Annotated in this window: 8 protein-coding genes and 1 tRNA gene; 5 read left to right on the plus strand and 4 right to left on the minus strand. The window is 59.5% G+C overall.

The genetic code is table 11. The features are described from left to right. Positions 1 to 149 precede the first annotated feature (149 nt). Positions 150 to 3698, minus strand: coding sequence for a TonB-dependent receptor (locus LJD29_RS13975; protein WP_446742156.1), 3549 nt, complete (start codon positions 3696 to 3698; stop codon positions 150 to 152). Positions 3699 to 4147: 449 nt separating this feature from the next. Between LJD29_RS13975 and LJD29_RS13980 the strand changes: the two genes are divergently transcribed. Then, on the plus strand, positions 4148 to 5458 hold the full coding sequence (locus LJD29_RS13980) for a winged helix-turn-helix domain-containing protein (RefSeq protein WP_446742157.1): 1311 nt from the start codon (positions 4148 to 4150) through the stop codon (positions 5456 to 5458). A 28-nt stretch (positions 5459 to 5486) separates the two neighbouring features. Here LJD29_RS13980 and msrB read toward each other — a convergent pair whose 3' ends face one another. From msrB to LJD29_RS13995, 3 genes are all read right to left on the minus strand, one after another. Then, positions 5487 to 6062: a peptide-methionine (R)-S-oxide reductase MsrB gene (gene msrB, locus LJD29_RS13985; RefSeq protein WP_446742158.1), complete on the minus strand. Its 576-nt coding sequence runs from the start codon at positions 6060 to 6062 to the stop codon at positions 5487 to 5489. A gap of 16 nt (positions 6063 to 6078) precedes the next feature. Beyond that, entirely contained in the window at positions 6079 to 7155 is a 1077-nt protein-coding gene (locus LJD29_RS13990; RefSeq protein WP_446742159.1) for a thioredoxin family protein, read from the minus strand. A gap of 280 nt (positions 7156 to 7435) precedes the next feature. Further along, positions 7436 to 7511: transfer RNA gene (locus LJD29_RS13995), tRNA-Lys, on the minus strand. 330 nt (positions 7512 to 7841) lie between these two features. On the opposite strand from LJD29_RS13995, the gene LJD29_RS14000 reads away from it, so the two are divergent. Genes LJD29_RS14000 through LJD29_RS14015 form a run of 4 tightly spaced genes read left to right on the plus strand, consistent with a single transcriptional unit; the run spans position 7842 to position 19841 of the window. Continuing rightward, the gene (locus LJD29_RS14000; RefSeq protein WP_446742160.1) at positions 7842 to 9125 is read left to right on the plus strand and encodes a cellulose synthase operon protein YhjQ/BcsQ; all 1284 of its coding nucleotides are present in this window, start codon (positions 7842 to 7844) and stop codon (positions 9123 to 9125) included. Continuing rightward, entirely contained in the window at positions 9122 to 13552 is a 4431-nt protein-coding gene (gene bcsA / locus LJD29_RS14005; protein WP_446742161.1) for a UDP-forming cellulose synthase catalytic subunit, read from the plus strand. Before LJD29_RS14000 ends, bcsA begins: the two co-directional genes overlap by 4 nt. Positions 13553 to 13554: 2 nt before the next feature. Further along, positions 13555 to 14724: a cellulose synthase complex periplasmic endoglucanase BcsZ gene (gene bcsZ, locus LJD29_RS14010; RefSeq protein WP_446742162.1), complete on the plus strand. Its 1170-nt coding sequence runs from the start codon at positions 13555 to 13557 to the stop codon at positions 14722 to 14724. Further along, positions 14709 to 19841 carry a cellulose synthase subunit BcsC-related outer membrane protein gene (locus LJD29_RS14015; RefSeq protein WP_446742163.1) on the plus strand — a complete coding sequence of 1711 codons (5133 nt, stop codon included), beginning with the start codon at positions 14709 to 14711 and terminating at the stop codon, positions 19839 to 19841. The genes bcsZ and LJD29_RS14015 overlap by 16 nt, the downstream gene beginning before the upstream one ends. The last annotated feature ends 16 nt before the right edge of the window (positions 19842 to 19857 follow it).

Below are 19857 nucleotides of genomic sequence, written 5' to 3' on the forward strand. Positions count from 1 at the left end.
TTCAGGGTTCACCGGTAAGTCTCGTTTGCAGAAGCAAGCCTCGCGCAGCGCGGAACGAATTCGAGAGCTTGTAAGGAGAGGTAAAATACTTTCCTGCCGGGACTGAAGAGATCCCGGCAGGAAAGCTCGCCAGACTGGCGAGAAAGCATCTACCAGTAAAACTTGCCAGCGAACTGCACGGTACGTGCGTCGAAGGCGCTGGTGATTTTTCCAAAGCCCGACGAGCAGCTCGACTCGGCATTGGGATCGCATCCCGTATAGCTCGTGCTTGGCGTGTAGAACTGCGGGTGGTTGAATGTGTTGTACAACTCAGCGCGGAACTGTACGCGCATGTTCTCCTTGACCTTCCAGTTCTTCATCAGCGACGTGTCCCAGTTCTGATAACCTGGTCCACGCAGTGTCGAGAAATAACGCGGTGTGTTTCCAAATGTTCCGAAAGGAGCATAGGAGAACGCAGCGGTGTTAAACCATTCGTTGATCGTCGGATGCGAGACGTGCGTATCGCCGCTGACATCGGGCCTCGGCGCGCCTCCATAAGAAGCGATATCGTTGCCGGTCATCCCCAACGGAATACCCTGGCGGAAGGTTGCGATCTGTGAGACCTCCCAGCCGCCAAGCACCAGGTCTTCAGTGCGGTTCATCCCGGAGGCAAAGCGGCGCCCTCGTCCGAAGGGAAGGTCATAGATGTAGTTGGCGACAAGGCTATGCGGAACATCGTTGCCATCCACGCTCTTCTCGCCGGCAAAGTTCCAGTAGTTTGCAGGTCCTGCAAAGTTCCACTGGTTGTTTCCTTCCACGTTGTCGAGGAACTTCGAGTAGGTATACGACACCTGCGCGGTCAGGCCAAAGCTCGTACGGTGATTGAAGGCCGCCTGCAGCGCGTTGTAGTTTGAGAAGCCTATTGGAGCGTTTACCTCGCTCACGCCGCAGTACTGCGGATATGACGTGAGCAGCTGGTACTTCTCCACCGTTGGCTCATTCAGCGCGCAACTGCTCTGCGTGATGTGCCCATAGTAAGGGTTCGGCACCTGCGAAGTCAGGTCAGCCTGGCCAAGCGCAAGGTAGACAGGATTCAGCTGGTTCCTCGCCACCGACGACTGCACCATGTGCACGCCGTGATTGCCGACGTAATTCACATCAAGCGAATCGTTCGGAGTAATCGCCCACTGCACGCCCATCAGGTACTGCTCTACGTAAGGCGACTTGCGCGAACGGAAGTTGCTCCCAACGCTCTCGCCAACATTCTGCAGCTCGCCGTTCGTGTTGCCGCTGAGTGGAATGTATCCATAAGGCCATGGATTTGTCGTGGTGACGGCAGGGTTCGCGCTGATGCCGTCGATGGTGGACTCAACATCCGTTTCGCTCGAATAGCCAGCGCCAGTTGCCGAGAAGCAGCAGTTGATCGACTGCGGATAGAAGATGCCAAACCCACCGCGCATAACCACATTCGGACGAGCCTGGTAGGTGAAGCCGAATCTCGGTGCGAAGTTCTTATAGTTCGTGTTGAAGCTCCCGCGGTTGTCCGATGAAAGATACTGCAGCGCGCCATTTACCGTTTCGCCGATCTGCGAACTGATTGGGTTCACGACAGCGGGATTGAAGACCGCCGCCTGATCGTGCCGATAAGTCACCGGAGTCTGAATCTCGTAACGGAAGCCAAGGTTCAACGTCAGCTTCTGCGTAGGTTTCCAGTCGTCCTGGATGTACCATCCGTAGTTCTGGCTGGCCACCGCGGGATTATTGGCAATGCCCGCAGCTCCTCCATCGAGCACGCCAAGCATGAACTGCGCCAGGCCGTTTCCTGTCGTAAAGGATTCAGGGTTGTTTGGATCGGGGCCCAGCGTGAAGGTGCCGGTCGACTTCAGGCTCGCCTGGTAGATCTGGTGTTCATCGTCCTGCTGCTCGATAAACATGCCGCCGAAGTTGATTGTGTGTTTGCCCTTGTTCTTGATGAAGTCGACAGAAACGCTGCCGATCGGTCCGTGATTCACGATGCCCTGGTACTGCTCAGGGCCAAGCGGAGACTGGCTGCCGATGGTGACGACAGGAAACTCAGGTGAATTGGTGTCGAGATAAGAGGGCAGGCCAAGGCTGGAAGGCAGGAAGCCCGCGGACTGGTTCACCGAGGTCTCATGCCAGATCGACACACCAGCCTGCGCGATCATCGTGAAGGTCGGGCTGAAGATCTGCGTGTAGCCCGCCGAAAGGTTCCAGCGGTTGTTCGGCTTTTCGTCTCCGGGACCTGCGGGATTGCTTGAGCCCCAGTAGTCCGGGTTGCCGGTCTTGAACTCCGACTTGTAGGAGTAGCGGACATAGAATCGCGCCAGATCGTTGATGTTGTGATCGACGCGAATCAGGTATTCAGTGGAGTGGGCCGGATTGTTTGCCGAAGCCACATAGTTGTTGGTTGCGCCGCCGGCGGTCGCGGAGGGGTAGTAGCTCAGGATCTTGCTCGCCACCGAGTCGACGGCTCCGAGCGTATTGAGGTTGTTGTTTGCAATGGGGTCGCGAATGTAGCCGGTCTGTGAAGCCTTAAGTCCGGTGACCGGATCGACCTGGCCGGCGGTGATCATGCGAGTGCTGCGCGGGTCGTAAATCTGCCCGACGTAGACCGGGCGTCCCAGCGCATCGGTGCCGCGCTGCGCGCCCAGCAGCCCGGAGAAGTCTCCGGTAAGGTACTGCTGTGTCGGAACGGTGAAGGTTCCGGTTGATGGCGACGAGAGCGACAGGCGCTCGATCAATCCAAAGATGAAGGTCTTATTCTTCTGACGGTAAAGACCCGGGATGTAAAGCGGACCGCCTGCGGAGCCACCGAACTGGTTGCGATCGAAGTCGGACCGGGCAATACCGTTGTGATTGTTAAACCACAGGTTCGAGTCCAGCGCCGCGTTCCGGTAGAACTCATAAGCATCGCCGTGGAAGGCGCTGGTTCCGGACTTGCTGACCACGTTTACTACGTTGCCGGTGCTCCATCCATACTGCGAGGTGAACGAGTTGTTCTGGATCTTGAATTCCTCGACGGCATCGACCGAGGGAACGTACAGAACAGCACCCCACTCCGGATCGGTGTCCCATACACCATCCAGCAGGTAAGCCGAGGTGCCGAAAAAACCGCCGCCGAAATTCAGGAACGAGATGTCCTGGTCGGCGTTGTCGTTGCTGGCGCCGCTGCCGCCCAGCAGGGCTTGCTGCTCAAGCGTGTTGTTTACCGATGAGTTGAGGGTCGCCAGTCCATAGACGTTGCGAAGGTTCAGAGGCAGCTCAACCACCTGCTTGGAGTTGATGTCGGCGGAGATATTGGCATTGTCGGTGTTCAGCAGCGAGGCCTGCGCGGTGACCTGTACCTCCTGGGTGGTCGAACCGATCTCCAGCTTGACGTCCTGGGTGGCCGAGTTTCCCGCGCTGAGAACGATTCCGTTCTGCTTGTATTCCTTGAAGCCGGTCATCTTGACGTTGAGAACGTACTGCGCCGGAGGCAACTGGCTGAAGAGATAATGTCCGGCGGCATCGGTGACATAGGTCCGGACGATGCCGTTTTCCGTGCCGGTCAGCGTAAGGTTGGCTTGCGGGACTGCGGCGCCCGACGAGTCGAGAACCGTACCGCTCAGGGTCGCGGTCGTTGTGGCCAGCTGGCCGTGGAGCGAAGCTGCTCCATGGATGAGGAGAAATATCGCTGTCATCTGGAAGATACAGCGCATGCGGAATCTGATTGTTCTGAACCGGCAGAGTAAATGGTTTCCTGCCTCACCGTTTGCGGCTGACTCGATGCAGCCTTTCTTATTCTTAACGTCCACTTCGTTGGCTCTCCTGTCGATACAGTTCCGATAACCGGGCGGGCAGCACCCTTTACCGAAAGCACACCAACCCTAGCCGTCCCGGTTTCCGGCTGTCATGGAGAGAGTCGAATTCTTTCCCGATGTTTCAGCGATCCCTCCCGATGAAACTCCGATGGAATATCTGGCTTTATCTCAATTGCTTACGAGGTGTTACAGGTAGGTAGCAACCGCCAGGCAAGTTTATTTTGCCGACTGTTTGAGGCGAACGCTATAATTGCCACGCTTCTCGCCGGCATTCATTTGCGGAAACAACAACGCAGCGGCCGCCGCGCTGGTATACGGGGAAGGTAGCGCTTTTCAAAGGCTGGTTCATGCAGGGCGATTTTCGTGTCAATGAATGGCTGGTTCAGCCACAGATCAACGCCATAGAAAAGGATGGAAAGCAGCGCCATCTCGAACCGAAGGTCATGCAGGTGCTCGTTCAGCTCTCGATGCATGCGAACGAGGTCGTGACCAAGGAACATCTGCTGAAGACCGTCTGGCGTGACCTGTTCGTCGGCGACGATGTCATCGTCCGTTGCATCTCCGAAATTCGCTATGCCCTCGGAGACAAGTCGAAATCCCCGCGCATCATTCAGACAATTCCAAAAGCAGGCTATCGGCTTATTGCGAATGTGGCGTTGTCGTCGCAGGAGAGCCAAAACGCACCTGTCGTACTGCCGCCGGTCCCCGAACCGCCCGTTCCAATTCCGATGGAACCGGATCGCAGCGCCGATTCTCAGATCCTGGAAGGTGAGCTGGATCTCACCCCGCCCTTGCTTCAGGACGGCTTCCCGGCCGTTACCTCATCGGACCTGGCTGCCGCCTATTCCGCGTCGCAATCGGAGATTCCGCTCCTTCGCCGCTTCCGTTCCATGCTGCTCGCCGTCAGCGCTTCGCTTCTGCTCGTCGTGGTCTACCTGCTGGTTCGTTCTCCGCGCCCGATTCATGCCTCTCCTATAAGCCTGTTCTGGGGTTCGTTCGTGAACGAAGACAATCCTGTGCTGATATGTATTGCTGACCAGCCCCAGAATCTTCCGGGCAGGCTGCGCGATGCCGTTGACCCGGAGCGATCGGCCGATATCCAGACGGGGCCGCTCTCGGTGACGATGGAAGACCTGAATGCCTCCATGATGGCGGTCAAGCTTCTCCAGTCTTATAAGCGGAACTACACCCTCAAGGCCGAAGGCGTCACCAATCTCAACGATCTGCGCCAGGGGCAGACCGTCTTCGTCGGAGCGTTCGACAATGCGTGGACGCTTCGTATCTCGAAGCAGCTGCGGTTCCACTTCTGGAACTCTCCCGACATGTCTCAGCTCGCGATCGTGGATGCGAGCGCCCCGGCAAACCTTCACTGGTCGATCGACCGCGACAAGATCGGCAAATCCGACAGCTATACGGATTACGCGCTCGTCGGGCGTTTCACGAGCCGAGACACAGGCCAGCCCGCCCTGATCGTCGGTGGGCTCACCACCGGAGGCACGCTAGCCGCCGGCGAGTTCATCAGCGAGGGCAACAATCTCCATAGGCTGCAGGAGAACGCGCCGGCAGGCAGCGGGAAAAGTGTCGAAGCCGTTCTGAGCACGCACGTAATCGACGGTCAGCCGGGGCCGGTGCGCATCGAAGCCGTTTACTACTGGTAGAGAACGGCTTTGGACTTTGGCGTCCCGGTCACGATGCGGACGGCGCAAACTTGAGCGACAGCGAGTTCATGCAGTAGCGCAGTCCGGTCGGCCTTGGTCCATCGTCGAAGACATGGCCAAGATGGGCGTCGCACAGCTTGCAGGCAACCGCGGTGCGCTGCATTCCCAGCGTTACGTCGATCGACTCCCTGACATTTTCCTTGGCGATAGGCTGCCAGAAACTCGGCCATCCTGTGCCCGACTCAAACTTCGTATCGGAGCTGAAGAGGGCAGTCTCGCAGCAGATGCAGCGGTAGATGCCCTTCCGGTGCATGTCCCAGTACTCGCCGGAGTAGGGCCGCTCGGTTGCGGCGCGGCGAGTCACGTCGAAGGCCGCCGGAGAGAGTTGCTGCTTCCATTCCGAGTCGGACTTGCTCACCACAGGCAGCGTCACGGTTTCGCCCCGTTGTCCATCGGGCGAGAACTGGACGACCTTCACCTCTTTAGGAGAACCCGACTTCGCTTCGACCGGTTGAAGGCCGTAGTGAGGGCGTAGCAGGACTGCGGCAGCCGTGGCTCCCGTAAGAATCAGGAACGTCCGGCGCGTCTGTTTTTCTGGATTCATGATGACCTCCGTTGGCCTATCCAAAGGTGAACGAAAATGCCTGCACGCCTGGATCCAGGAATTCAATCGCGAACGTATGGTCCGCGACCGCACCCCTCTGGCGCACTAATTGGTACAGGCGATCCTCGGTTACAGTTCCATTGCCCTGAGCGTCGGCGTCGACTCCATGATCCTGTCCAGGGGCATGACCATCGACGGTTACGCGGAAGCGGACCGGCCTGCCGTCCGCTGGCGGCGCAAGGACGAGGTGCAGATCGCGCGCGTGAAAGTGGAAGAGGATCTTTCCGCCCGCGGCTCCAAGCACCGCGACCTGGCGATGATCGTTCCATTTCCCGGCCAGCCCCCACTCGTTTAAGCCAGGCTGTCCGGGCGCGGTGTAGTTCTGCTCCGCGTCGGGCTTGATTCCGCCCGGAGACGCGAAGTGCGCGGCGCGTGCATACCCAATATAGGTCTCGGGCGAGCCGACATTAGTCATGTCGGCCGCAGCCTCGACACCCTGTCCACGAACCGCTGCCGCGCCGGCGGCCATCGACTTCGCGTTGGCCTCTTTCAGCAGCTGCTGGATCCATTTCTCTGACTGGTCGTATTCGCCCTCGCCGAAGTGCTCAAAGCGAACCTTGCCTTTCGCGTCGATGAAGTAGTGGGCAGGCCAGTATTCGTTATGGAAGGCATTCCAGATGGCCATATCGTTATCCACAGCCACCGGATAGGTGATGCCGAACTTTGTAACCGCCCGTTTCACATTCGGGATCTGCTTCTCGATGTCAAACTCCGGCGCATGAACACCGATTACAATCAGCCCGCTGTCCTTATACTTGTCTGCCCAGGCGCGAACGTAGGGGATTGCGCGGATGCAGTTGATGCACGAGTAATCCCAGAAATCGACGAGGACGACTTTGCCCTTCAGCTCCTTCGCCGTCAACGGTTTGGAATTGATCCAGTCGGTCGCACCCGCCAGGCCGGGTAGAGGAGAAGTGCCGACGATGCTTGGCGGTTGCTGTGCGCCCGCAGAAAACGCACCCATGGCGGAAGCGAATACGATGGCGAGCGCGGCGGCTAACCCGGTCTTCTTTGAACTGCTGGCGAACAGCATTTTGTCTTGCCCTCTTTCAAGGTGAAATCGATGCGGAAAGAGAAGCTCCGCAAAAATCTCACCGGCTCAGTAGACACCTGGGAAGAGGGGAAGGTTACAGCCTGCATGCTGCGTGTGTGGGGCTGGAATGCCCATCTTTTACACGTAGCGCACGGAAGTGTTTCGGAATATCAAACTGATTAAAAGGACTGGAGACACAAAAATGCCCCTGGAACGCGAGGGTGCTCCAGGGGCATTTTTGAAGGATCTCAGGACCGAGGTTGGTAAGTCCTTTGAAATGTGGTGAGCTCGCTGGGGCTCGAACCCAGGACCCACGCCTTAAAAGGGCGATGCTCTACCAACTGAGCTACGAGCTCTCTTTCAAAATATCATAGGGACGGGCCCGATGTTTTCGAGAGCCTGAATTGACCGAGATTAAGATCTGTTTTTTCCTCATCTTTCGTAGTATGTTGCTTTAAAACAAGTAATTAGAAGATCTAAACCCTCGCGCTCTCTGCGCTTTCCCCCGTTCCACCCGTCGTTGCAAAAAGCAGCTGGTGTGCCGTCTGCTCCCCGATCGTTACCTCTGGAAGGTGACCGGTGGAGCGATGCCTCCGCGTGCAAAAACTGGATGCAAATTTCGGGGCCTGCCCAACCTTTCCTTCCTGCACATCCACGGGGGGTGACGGCAGCGGGAGAAGAATTCAATGAACAGGGAATCGCAGGACCCACAGGGCCAAGCGCAGGACGACGTCGCAACGCTTTATTCATGGGCGAATCTGGCAGGGACCAGATATAGAGATTTCAGCGCCTCCCGCCGCGAGATCCGCTCTCAGGCTCGCCAGCGCGCAGCTGAGCAGAGTGCTCAAGTCGCCGAACTGGAAACGGTTGCTGATCCGCTAGACGACATCACGCCGGAAATTCCCGCAGCGGATACATATGAGGAGTCCTTCGATCAGGCTCCCATGCGCAACTCCAGCGCAGCGCCTGTAGCCGAGCCTCGCCGCGATCACGAAGAGCCATCGGTTGCCGGGCCACGCCTCGGCTTCCTGGAGACAGCGCTGCAGGAAGTCATGGAGCCCGCTGCACCGTCTCCCATGCACCATGTTCCCCGGGCACATCATTCGGCTGCTTCTCCTGTCACGTCTCCGGTGCCTGAGCGCCCGGCACGGTGGTCTGCCCTGATGGGGGTCTTCGATCCTGTCCGCGAACATCGTTTTCCCGTCGCGCCCCAAGTGCCGAAGCTGGCGGTGCCGGTCGTTGCCTTCTTTTCGCTTGCCGGCGGAGTCGGTAAGAGCAGTCTGGTAGCGACGCTTGGCCGCATTCTCGCCGCGCGCGGGGAACGTGTACTGCTGGTCGATGCGACTCCCTATGGAACCTTGCCTTTCTACTACGGCGCGAGCGAGCTACGGCCCGGTGCGCTGCGCACCTTCCGCGGAGAGGGCATCGAAGTGCCGATCCAGTTGCTAAGCCTCGACGCCAATCCGTCCGATCCTTCCGCGCACACCGGCTGGATGACGGATCTTCTGCAGCAGTACAGCGCAAATGTGGATCGCATTCTCATCGACATGGGCACTGCCTCGAAGCTGCTGGCGCAGGCGATTCTGGATCTGGCCCCCACTGTCATAGTCCCGGTCGTGCCGGATATGAGTTCGATGGTCAGCCTCCAGGCGGTAAACAGCTTCTTTGAGCGCTCCGAGCCTACGTCCGCTCCCGTAGAGCCTTATTACCTGCTGAACCGATTCGATCCCACCGCGGCGATGCATGAGGATATTCGCGCTCTGCTCCACGAGCAGTTCGGTGACCGGCTCATGCCTCTCGAATTGCGGTCGAGCAGCGACGTCAGTGAAGCGCTCGCCGAAGGCGTGACTGTTGCCGATTACGCCCCCGAGTCCCCGGTGAACGAAGACTATGTTGCGATTGCCGAGTGGATCCGGCAGCGGGCCACGGTTCGCCGTAAGTCGCGTGGAGTGCGCTGGAGCGAACAATGACAAGCCTCTCCGCGATTGGAGACGGATTGGCGGGAGGTGACGAGCGTGGTTTCAGGGTTGTTCGCGGCATTCTGATAGGCCTGGGGCTCTGCTGCCTGACTTTTTTCGCCATGCTTCAGCTGACATGGCCGCAGCAGACCGTCGTCGGCGTCGTCATGCTGTTTCTGGCGTTCTGGCTGACGCGCGTGTCGAACTCCTACCTGATTACGCTCACGCTGATGGTGATGTCGCTGTTTGCGACGGTCCGTTATGCCTGTTGGCGGATCGGTACCGTCGCGAATTTCTTCCTGGATCCGGGAAACAAGTGGGGACCGCTCGACGCGTTTTTCATCCTGTTGCTGGTTGCGGCAGAGACCTATGCATTTATCGTTCTTTTTCTCGGATTCATGCAGACCATCTGGCCGCTGCGCCGCGCGCCCGTACCGCTGCCTGAGAATCCCGAAGAGTGGCCGCACGTCGATCTGCTGATCCCCACCTACAACGAGCCGATGAGCATCGTGCGCTACACCGCGCTCGCCTCGCTCAATATCGACTGGCCGGCCGATAAGCTGCATGTCTACATCCTCGATGACGGCAAGCGCGAGGAGTTCCGCAAGTTTGCCGAAGAGGCCGGGGTCGGCTATATGACGCGCTCCGACAACAAGCATGCGAAGGCGGGAAACATTAACCGCGCGCTGCAGCGGCTGACCTCGCCTTACGTTGCTATCTTCGATTGCGATCACGTGCCTACGCGCAGCTTCATGCAGATGACCATCGGCTGGTTTCTGCGCGATCGCAACCTGGGCATGCTGCAGACGCCGCACCACTTTTACTCGCCGGACCCATTTGAGAGGAATCTAAACCAGTTCCGCATTATTCCGAACGAAGGCGAACTGTTCTACGGCATCGTTCAGGATGGGAATGACTTCTGGAACGCGACCTTTTTCTGCGGCTCGTGCGCGGTGCTGCGCCGCACGGCGCTCGACGAGATCGGCGGCATTGCCGTCGAGACCGTCACCGAAGATGCACACACATCCCTGCGCATGCAGATGAACAAGTGGAACACTGCTTACATTAATATTCCGCAGGCCGCCGGGCTCGCGACTGAGCGGCTCTCGGGCCACGTAAAGCAGCGCATTCGCTGGGCGCGCGGAATGGTGCAGATTCTGCGCACGGACAATCCGCTCACTGCCCGCGGGCTTAAGCTGGCGCAGCGGCTCTGCTACTTCAATGCCATGACGCACTTCATGTATGCATTGCCGAGATTGATCTTTCTCACCTCGCCGCTCATCTACCTGCTGCTATCGCAGACCAATGTGCCGGGCTACTGGGCGGCGATCTTCGCTTACGCACTGCCGCACCTCATTCTCTCGAACCTCACGAACTCTCGTATCCAGGGACTGCATCGCCATTCTTTCTGGAACGAGATCTATGAGACCGTGCTGTCGCCTTACATCCTGATGCCGACTCTGCTCGCGCTGGTAAATCCGAAGCTCGGCAAGTTCGACGTAACCGCCAAGGGCGGCGTGGTAAACCGCACCTACTTCGACAAAGCGATTGCACAACCTTTTATCGTGATGCTGCTCTTTAATGTCCTCGGCCTGCTGATGGTGATTCCACGATCCATTCATATCCCCCTGCCGCTACTGAACCGCGTCTGGGATGGCGACCATCCCGGCACGATTGCGATGAACGCAATCTGGACCGTCTTCAATATCGTCATTCTCGGTGTTTCAACCGCCGTGGCGCAGGAGATGATTCAGCAGCGCCAGCAGGTGCGCATTCACCTGGTTGCGCCAGTCAAGCTGAAGCTTGCGGATGGCCGCGTGCTGCATACACAAACCGCAGATATCTCAACCGGAGGCGTGTCATTGTCTCTCGAAGAGTCAGAACAGATGGTTCTGGGAGATCTTCTGCAAGTGGTCTTTGCCCTGCATGTTGATGATGCAGAATTGCCAGCTCGACTGGTCGCACGAGACGGCAAGACACTGCACCTGCAGTTCGAGCCGCTCACGCTGGTTGAGGAAGAGATGTTGACGATGGTTCTGTACTCGCGGGCGGACCGCTGGCTGGCATGGGGCGACCATCGCGAGAGCGACCGGCCGATGGAAAGCCTCAAGCGTATCTTCGAGCTGTCGGTCGTCGGATTGAAGATAGCCTTCCGTTCGCTGATCCTGCGCAAGAAGCCCGATGGCGCGCGCCGGGGCGTGGCTGTAGGTAGCGTATCCTCAATCCTTCTCACAATGCTCCTCGCGCTGCCTTTTACCGCGCACGCGGCACAGGCGACCGCGAAAAAGGTAACAGCGACAGCGACAAAAGCTGAGACACCCGCTCCATCGTCGAATAGCTTTCAGACCACGCTGACCCTCAAGGATCTCGGGCTGAGCTCGCCGATCGAACTGCGCGGGTTCGACGGCATGGGCAACGTCTTTTTTTCGTTGCCAAATGAGCAGGTGGTGAAGCAGGCCTCACTGCACCTTGTCTATCACTTCTCGCCGGGCCTGCTCACGCAGCTTAGCCATATCAAGGTCGCACTCAACGGCACGCTGGTGGCGACCCTGCTGCCGCCTGCCACCACGACAGGGAACGAAGCGATTCTCGACCGCGACATCAGCCTGCCTGCCGATCTGCTGGTACGCAAGAATGAACTGAGCTTCGAGTTTATCGGCCACTACACAATGCAGTGCGAAGACCCGGCTAACAGCGTTCTGTGGAGCCGTATCGATCCGAGCACTTCAGTCAGCCTTTCCGGAGATTTGCTGCCGATCGCCGATGACCTGAAGTTTCTGCCTCTGCCGTTCTTCGATGAGGCTCTTACACGCAAGCCGGTGATTCCGATTTCCTTTAGCGGTCAGCCATCGCAGATTGCCTTGCAGGCTGCTGGAGCTGTGACCTCTTACTTTGGCATCCTTACCGACTACCGCGCCGCACGCTTTCCTGTCTCCGTCGGAACCATTCCGCAAGGCAATGTGGTGCTGATTGCGGAAAACCCGGCGACTCTGCCGGCATCGCTCCAGCTTGGACCCATCAGCGCTCCAACGCTCGCGATTCGAACGAATCCAGATGACCCGCATGGCAAGGTGCTGGTCGTGACCGGAGCGGATGGCGAGCAGTTGCTGACAGCAGCGCAGGCGCTCGCGATGAACTGGAATGGTATCCAGGGAGCGACCGCCACCGTGCAGGACTTCACTCTTCCTGCTCCCCGTGAGGCCGATACGGCTCCAAGATGGATGGAGACTAATAAGAGAATTCCGCTGTGGGACTATTCTGCGATTGAATCGCTGCAGACCGATGGATCGGTGCCCGTGCAGACCTTCTTCCGCTTGCCTCCCGATCTCTACTACGCGGACAAGCAGGATGTTCTGCTGCACCTGAACTATCGCTACAACCCGCTGCCCATCGGCCCGTCGTCAAGCATGCAGGTGCGCGTCAACGGCGGATACATCGGCTCTGTACCGCTCACGCCCTCCAAAGGCAGTTCCAGGGAAACCGCAGCAGATGTGGGTGTCCCGGTCGTCAACATCAGGCCGTTCTCGAACTCGCTCAACGTCGGTTTCGCCTTCCAGGTTCTGAAAAAAGGCCAGTGTCTCGATACCACGCCGATCAATCTGCAGGGTTCGGTTCTGCGATCGTCCTATCTTGATCTGCGGCAATTTCCTCACTGGGCTGCCATGCCTAATCTGGAGTTGTTCTCGAACGCAGGCTTTCCCTTTACGCGTTTTGCAGACCTGAGCCAGACAACGGTAGTCATGCCCGAGGCTCCGACATCGCAGGAGGTGGAACTCTACCTCACAATGATGGCGCACTTCGGGGCCGAGACAGGATTCCCGGTTCTGCGTGTAACGGTCGCCGATGCCGGAGCGATGCACGCCGGCGAAGACCGCGACTTTCTCGTAATCGGCACGGCACAGGACAACTCGGGTATTAGCAAGGCCGCCGACAATATGCCGGTGCAGATACTAAGCGATGGCGGATTGAAGGCGCAGGACACCGAAGGCTTTTTTGCCCCGTTCCGTCGCGCATGGTGGAAGATTCGGACCCGCGACCAGCAGGTATCCGGCGACTTCTCCGTGAACGTTTCGCCCGACGCCATTCTCGAAGGCCTGGAATCGCCCTACTCTTCCAATCGGTCCCTGGTTATCGTTCGCCTCAAGGACGCGGGAAGTTATGAACCTTTTACTGTGGCATTTTTAAAGGCTGCGCAGTCGAGTGATATCTCCGGAACCGTGTCGGTGCTGCATGGCACGGAGTTTCAGTCATTTCGCCTCGGCAACAACGTTTATCACGTCGGGAGACTCCCCCTATGGATGGCAGTGAACTTATGGTTTACCCGCGCTCCCTGGATGATTGCAATCGGTGTGCTCGCCATCGCAGCCGTGTTCGCCGTGTGGATACGCGCATGGCTGCGCAAGCGGGCACGGCAGCGGCTCCGCGCGGTCGAGGAGTAAACATGCTTCGACTTCTCAGGACCGTTACGAAGGTCTTCGCGGCTGCCGTGCTCGCGATGTCGCCCGTGCTCTGCCAGGCGCAGGCAGCCGTAGCCTCGTGGCCTTTGTGGAACGCCTATGCGGCTTCTTTCATCAGCGAACAGGGGCGCGTCATCGATCCTATGCGCGGCGATCTGACGACATCCGAGGGCCAGGCCTACGCGATGTTTTTCGCGCTGGTGGCAAATGATCGCGCACGCTTCGAATTACTGCTCGACTGGACGCGCGACAACCTCGCGGGCGGCGATATGACGCAGCGGCTGCCGGGCTGGTCATGGGGCAAGTCGGCGGACGGCGAATGGAAGCTCGTCGATCAGAATTCAGCTTCCGATGCCGATCTGTGGATGGCCTATAGCCTGACCGAAGCCGGACGTCTCTGGCAGGAGCCGCGCTACTCAGCTCTTGGCAAGATCATGGCGAGCGAAATTGCCGCGCAGGAAGTGACAGACCTTCCCGGACTCGGCACCGTGCTTGAGCCGGGATCGACAGGCTTTCATCCCGATGCCCAGACATGGATACTGAATCCGAGTTATACGCCGCTTCCGTTGACCACGCGCATGGCGCAGGCCAACCCTGCGGGACCGTGGGCTTCGTTGAGCCACACGCTACCGGTTCTGCTCTCGCGCAGCGCCCGTGAAGGCTATGCGATGGATTGGGTGAGCTTCAATCTGCATAACGGATTCGCCGCCGCTGCCGCTCCAGGGCAAACCATCGGCAGCACAAAGCTCGGCAGCTACGACGCCATCCGTGTGTACCTCTGGGCGGGTATGACGAACCCCCAGACTCCGGGTGCAGAAGAAGCAATGTTGGCCGTACCCGGCATGGCCACCTACCTGGCAGAGCATCAGTATCCGCCCGAGCAGGTAAGTGAGCAGGGCGAAGCCATCAGCGTGAGCGCACCGGTTGGCTTTTCTGCGGCCGTCATTCCATATCTCGACACGCTCGGCAAGGTAGCCGTGCGCGACAAGCAGATTACGCGACTCGCCGCAGAGCTGGACCCCGGAACCAGGCTGTACGGGCATCCGGCAGCTTACTACGATCAAAACCTTGTGATGTTCGGCAAAGGCTGGCTGGATCGGCGCTTCCGCTTTGGCCGCGATGGAGAGTTGAAGGTTACATGGAAAAAACGATAACGACGCGCCTGCGGAAGCTGGGACTGACAGCTGCACTCGCGGCCATGATGGCGACATTTGTTTCCCCGGGTCATGCACAATCTGCGGTATCCATCCTGCTCGAGCGTGCTCGCACTCAGGAGCAGGCAGGCCACATCGATCTGGCGGCACAGTCCTGGCAGCAGGTGCTGCTTTCTGATCCGAAAAATACCGAAGCGCTTGCCGGACTTGCCCGCGCCGCGAAGATGTCCGGCAATCAGGCCGAAGCAAACAAATATCTGGCGCGCCTGCGGCAGGTGAACCCGGCGGATCCGAATCTCTCGCTTGTCCAGAGCATGCAGTCGACCTCGGCACAGAACGCGCAGCTGCAGCAGGCGGCACATCTCGCACAGCAGGGGCAGGCTGAGGAAGCCTTGAAGATTTATCGCCAGGTATGGGGATCGCATCCTCCCGACGGCAACTGGGCTCTCGCTTATTACGACACCGAGGCGGGTACCGACAGTGGACGAGCTGACGCAGTCAATGGGCTGCGAGGACTGGTAAAGAAATATCCCAACGACTCGCGCTATGCGATCACCCTGGGCCGCATCCTTACCTATCGCGCGCAGACCCGCGACGAAGGCGAAACGATCCTGCGCGAGCACACGCAGGAACCGGCGGCGCAGGCCGCGCTGCGCCAGTCGCTCGTCTGGGATTCGCAGAATCCTCGCGCCGCCGAACAGATTCGCGACTACCTGCGCCAGCATAAGGACGCGGAGTTACAGCAATCCTTCGAAGAAGCACAGACGCGCCAGGCGCACACTCCCGCGCCATCTGGCATGGGTGGCCCCGAGCAGGCTGCCTATAGCGCGCTCAGCGCCGGTCGTGTGGACGAAGCGCAGAGCCGTTTTCTCGCCATCGAAGAGAAGAACCCCGACAATCCTCGTGCCCTTGCCGGCATGGGTTTCGTGCGCATGAAGCAGGGGAACTTTGCAGATGCCATCGGCTACCTGGAACAGGCGCAGCAGCATGGAGCCAACGACAAAGCCGTTTCCGACGCCTTGAACACCTCTCACTTCTGGTTCTCCGTTCAACAGGGCACCACCGCTCTGAACGACAACCGGCTCGACGAGGCTGCGAATAAGTATCAGTCTGCGCTACAAATGCGGCCTGACGCCCCTGAAGCTCTCGAAGGGCTCGCCGGAACGTACCTTAAAGCGAATCGCCCGAACGACGCAGCCAACGTCTATCTGCGCATCACCCAGGTGCAACCGAAGTTCGCCGGAGGTTGGCGCGGGCTATTCGCTTCACAGGTGCGCGCCGGTGACTCCGCCGCGGCCATCGCCACATCGCAGCGTTTTCCGGCAGTGGTGCGCGACGAAGTCGCGAACGACCCCGAATATCTTGGCGATCTCGCCTCGGCCTACACCGCGACCGGGCAGGATGCTGAAGCGCAGCAGGTGCTCGCGCGCGCCCTTACGCTGCCTTTTCCTGACAATGGCCGTAATATGAAAGCCGCAACTCGCCTACAGTATGCAGGGCTGCTCGCGCAGGACAAGCGTTACGCACAGGCCGCGGGGCTATATCGCGACATCATCGAAGATGACCCGGATAACGCGAGCGCATGGCAGGGGCTGGTCTCAGTGCAGCATGAAGCAGGACACGATGCCGAAGCCGTCGAAACCGTCGAGCGCATTCCCCCCGCAACCTACGAAATAACCTTGCAGGACGCAGGCTTCCTCGCCCTGCTGGCTTCGATCTATCAGCAGCAGAACCATGATGACGTGGCCCTCGGCTTCCTGCAGCGTGCCGCCAAGGCACAGGCAGATGCAGGGCAGACCGTGGCAGTGCCGCTGCAACTGCAGCTTGCCGCCATCTATCTGCAGCAGAACAATCCGCAGCAGGCGTACACGATCTACCGCAACGTGCTCACGCAAAACCCCGGCCGCATCGATGCGTGGAAGGGTTTGTTCTCCGCACTGCATCAGACCGGCCACGATCAGGACGCGCTAGCGCAGTTGCAGCAGGTGCCCCCCGATGCACGCCGCTCGCTCGATGCCGATGTGCAGTTTCAGCAGACTATCGCAGCAGTCTACGCAGCCACCGGAAACCAGGCCGCCGCAACCCAGATGCTGCAACGCATCCAGGCCCACTACCGTTCTACCGGAGGAGTCATCCCCGGCGACATTGCCATTCAGAATGCATGGCTGCTCTTCAACACCAAGGACGATCGCGGGCTATACCGCGCACTGATGGCACTCGGGGGCCGGACCGATCTCACTGACGACCAGCGCCGCACCGTGCAATCCATCTGGACGTCATGGAGCGTGCAGCGTGCCGGGCAGGCCGTCGACGCGGGCCGCACCAGCCGCGCGCTCGAGATCCTCAACACAGCTTCACAGGCCTTTCCCGACAATCCCGGTGTGAGTAAGACGCTCGCTCCTGCTTACGTCAAGGCCGGAGACGCGAAGCGTGCCATGGCGATCTATAACTCGCTCGACATGACCAATGCCAGCGCGGCCGACTACCAGGGCATGATCGGCGCGGCTCTGGCCGTGCCCAATCTTCGCCAGGCCGAGGCCTGGCTGCGGCAGGCCCTCGATGCCTATCCGCACGACCCCTCCATCCTGTCACTTGCTGCCCGCTTCGAGCAGGCACGCGGAGACAACCCTCGTGCCGCTGCCTACTGGCAGGCTTCGATCAATGCGATGCCGAATGAAACCCCGGCTAACAAGCTGGCGCATACACTCGACAAGCCCGACCTGGAAACGCGCCCGGCACAGCAGCGAACGCTCGCCGGCCTGCTCAATCCCGATGCCAACGACGGCATGGGGACCGTAGCAGCGCGCCCCGCATTGCCCGGCTACGAGAGCGCATCGGCAGCGGGAGGAAGCGGACTCTACGGCCCCGATCCCTACAGCGTGGGACATGCCCCGGTGACCTTCAACGGAGAGGGCAGCGCGCAGTCCGGCAATACCCAGACGACAACGACGACCACCACGACAACAACGTATGCACCGCCGGCGCAGAAGACCGCACGCCCGGCATCCGCTCCGGCTCTGAGACCGGTTACTCCAAGACCGGTTGCTCCCAAGCCGGTTACCACTCCAGCGCCGGTAGTTCATCATCATCGTCCTGCTTCAACAGGCACTTCATCGCATACCTACACGACCACGCATACAACCACCACCACGACGGGCACTTCCGGCAGCAGCTACGGAAACTCCAGCGAGCGCCTCGGCGACTACGTTCCACAGTCGAACGCCGTTCCCACTTCTTCGCTCGAAGCACCCAAAGTGACCGCGTCTCCTTCGCAGCCTGAGAACGCATTCGCCGCGCCAGAACCTCCACCCGCCGACAGGAGCCTTCGCGGTGGCTCTGGCATCACTGCTTCAGGTTCCGAAGGCCCGAAGATGCTGGACGACGCCCAGCTGCACCTGACCATTTCTTCAGGTCAGATTGCGCCATCGGGCGATGTACTCGAAGAGCTTCGCAAACGGCAGAAGAACGCGCCATCCCCTGCGGCAGAATCTTCTCCAGTAGAGCTTACGCTCGAGCAGAGTCCGGCGATCGGCTATGTGCCCAGCGGTTCTGCTTCCGTGGAAGCTTACAATCGCGCATCGACAGCACTGGCTACTGCCGAGCAGCCGGTGAATGCCGCGTTCGTGACCCCGCAGACCGCACCGGCCGCGCAACAGGTTGAATCGCAGCCATACAGGCAGATGCACCTCACGCAGATGCCGCAGCAGCAACTGTACGCGCAGACCGAGCCGCTGCCCACGGTTCCACCCGCACAGTCGCAGATCGCTCCGCCTCCACCCGGTTGGCGCAAGGTCAAGCAGACGACCGTGACCACCACAACCACCACCGTCAACAACAATGCGCAGCAGCAACAGCAGGGCGCGAGCGATCAGCAATTGCAGCAGGAGGATCTGCCCCCGCTGCGTGGACCCTATGGACCGAAGCGTCCGCCGCACATGCGCAATCCGCGTGAAGAAGCCGAGATGCAGCTGGCGACAATTGATGGCGGATATAGCCCCTGGATGGGCGGTACCGGATATGTAAACCATCGCAGCGGCACTGCCGGGTTCGATCAGTTGACCGCCCTTGAAGCGCCCTTCGAAGCCTCCGCGATTGTTGGCAACGCAGCGCGCCTTACGTTGGTGGTTTCGCCATCGTTTCTCGATTCCGGCGTAGCCGACGGCACCAGTACCAATCGCCTCGGGACCGCGGCAGTCGGTGCGACCCCGGCGCAGCAAAGCCTCGCAGGCGTTGGCGGAGAAGTACAGCTCACAACAGCAAACTTCGGGATTGCCGCCGGCTATACACCCTATGGCTTCCTTGTCTCGAACGCCACGGGCCGCTTCAACTGGCGTCCCGCTGCTGGTCCTCTTACATTCCGCTTCTCTCGTGAACCCATCAAGGATTCGCAACTGTCATACGGAGGCATGCGCGATCCCGGTTCTGTCGGCCCGGGCTACGACGGCAATATCTGGGGCGGCGTGATGACGAATGCCGGCAACGTGCAGTTCGGCAAAGGCGATTCCCAGTCCGGCTACTACTTCGGCATGGGAGGCCAGTACATCACCGGCCATCATGTTGAAAGCAACAGCCGTATCGATGGCGTGGCCGGAGCCTACTGGCGCGTGTTGACAGTGCCCGATACCGGAGACCTCACCATCGGCACGAATTTCTTCGGCATGCACTACACGCACAACCTGCGTTACTTCACCTATGGACAGGGCGGATACTTCAGCCCGCAGGCCTATATGCTCGCCAATGTACCGGTGACATGGAACGGCCGCTACGGCGTCAACTTCCATTACACGGTTGCAGGCGCCTTCGGCCTGCAGGCTTTCCAGGAAGACACCAGCCCGTTCTTCCCGCTCGATCCCGCATTGCAGGTAGCGAACAGCAACCCCAGCTATGCAGGACAGACGGTCGTTGGCAGCAACTACGATCTGCATGCGGAGGGCGCCTATCATCTCACCGATCACTGGTATGCCGGGGCGTACGTGTCGTTCAACAACACGCGCGACTACGCCAATCAGACGGTGGGCTTCTTCGTACGATTCCTCATCCGCCCGCAGTACCAGACCGAACAGGGACCGACTGGGCTATTTCCGATGCAGGGCAACCGCCCCATCATGGTTCCGTAAAGCCGATCACCCCTCA

The sequence above is a fragment of the Silvibacterium acidisoli genome, from assembly GCA_022870745.1.
In the GTDB taxonomy this organism is placed as follows: domain Bacteria; phylum Acidobacteriota; class Terriglobia; order Terriglobales; family Acidobacteriaceae; genus Silvibacterium.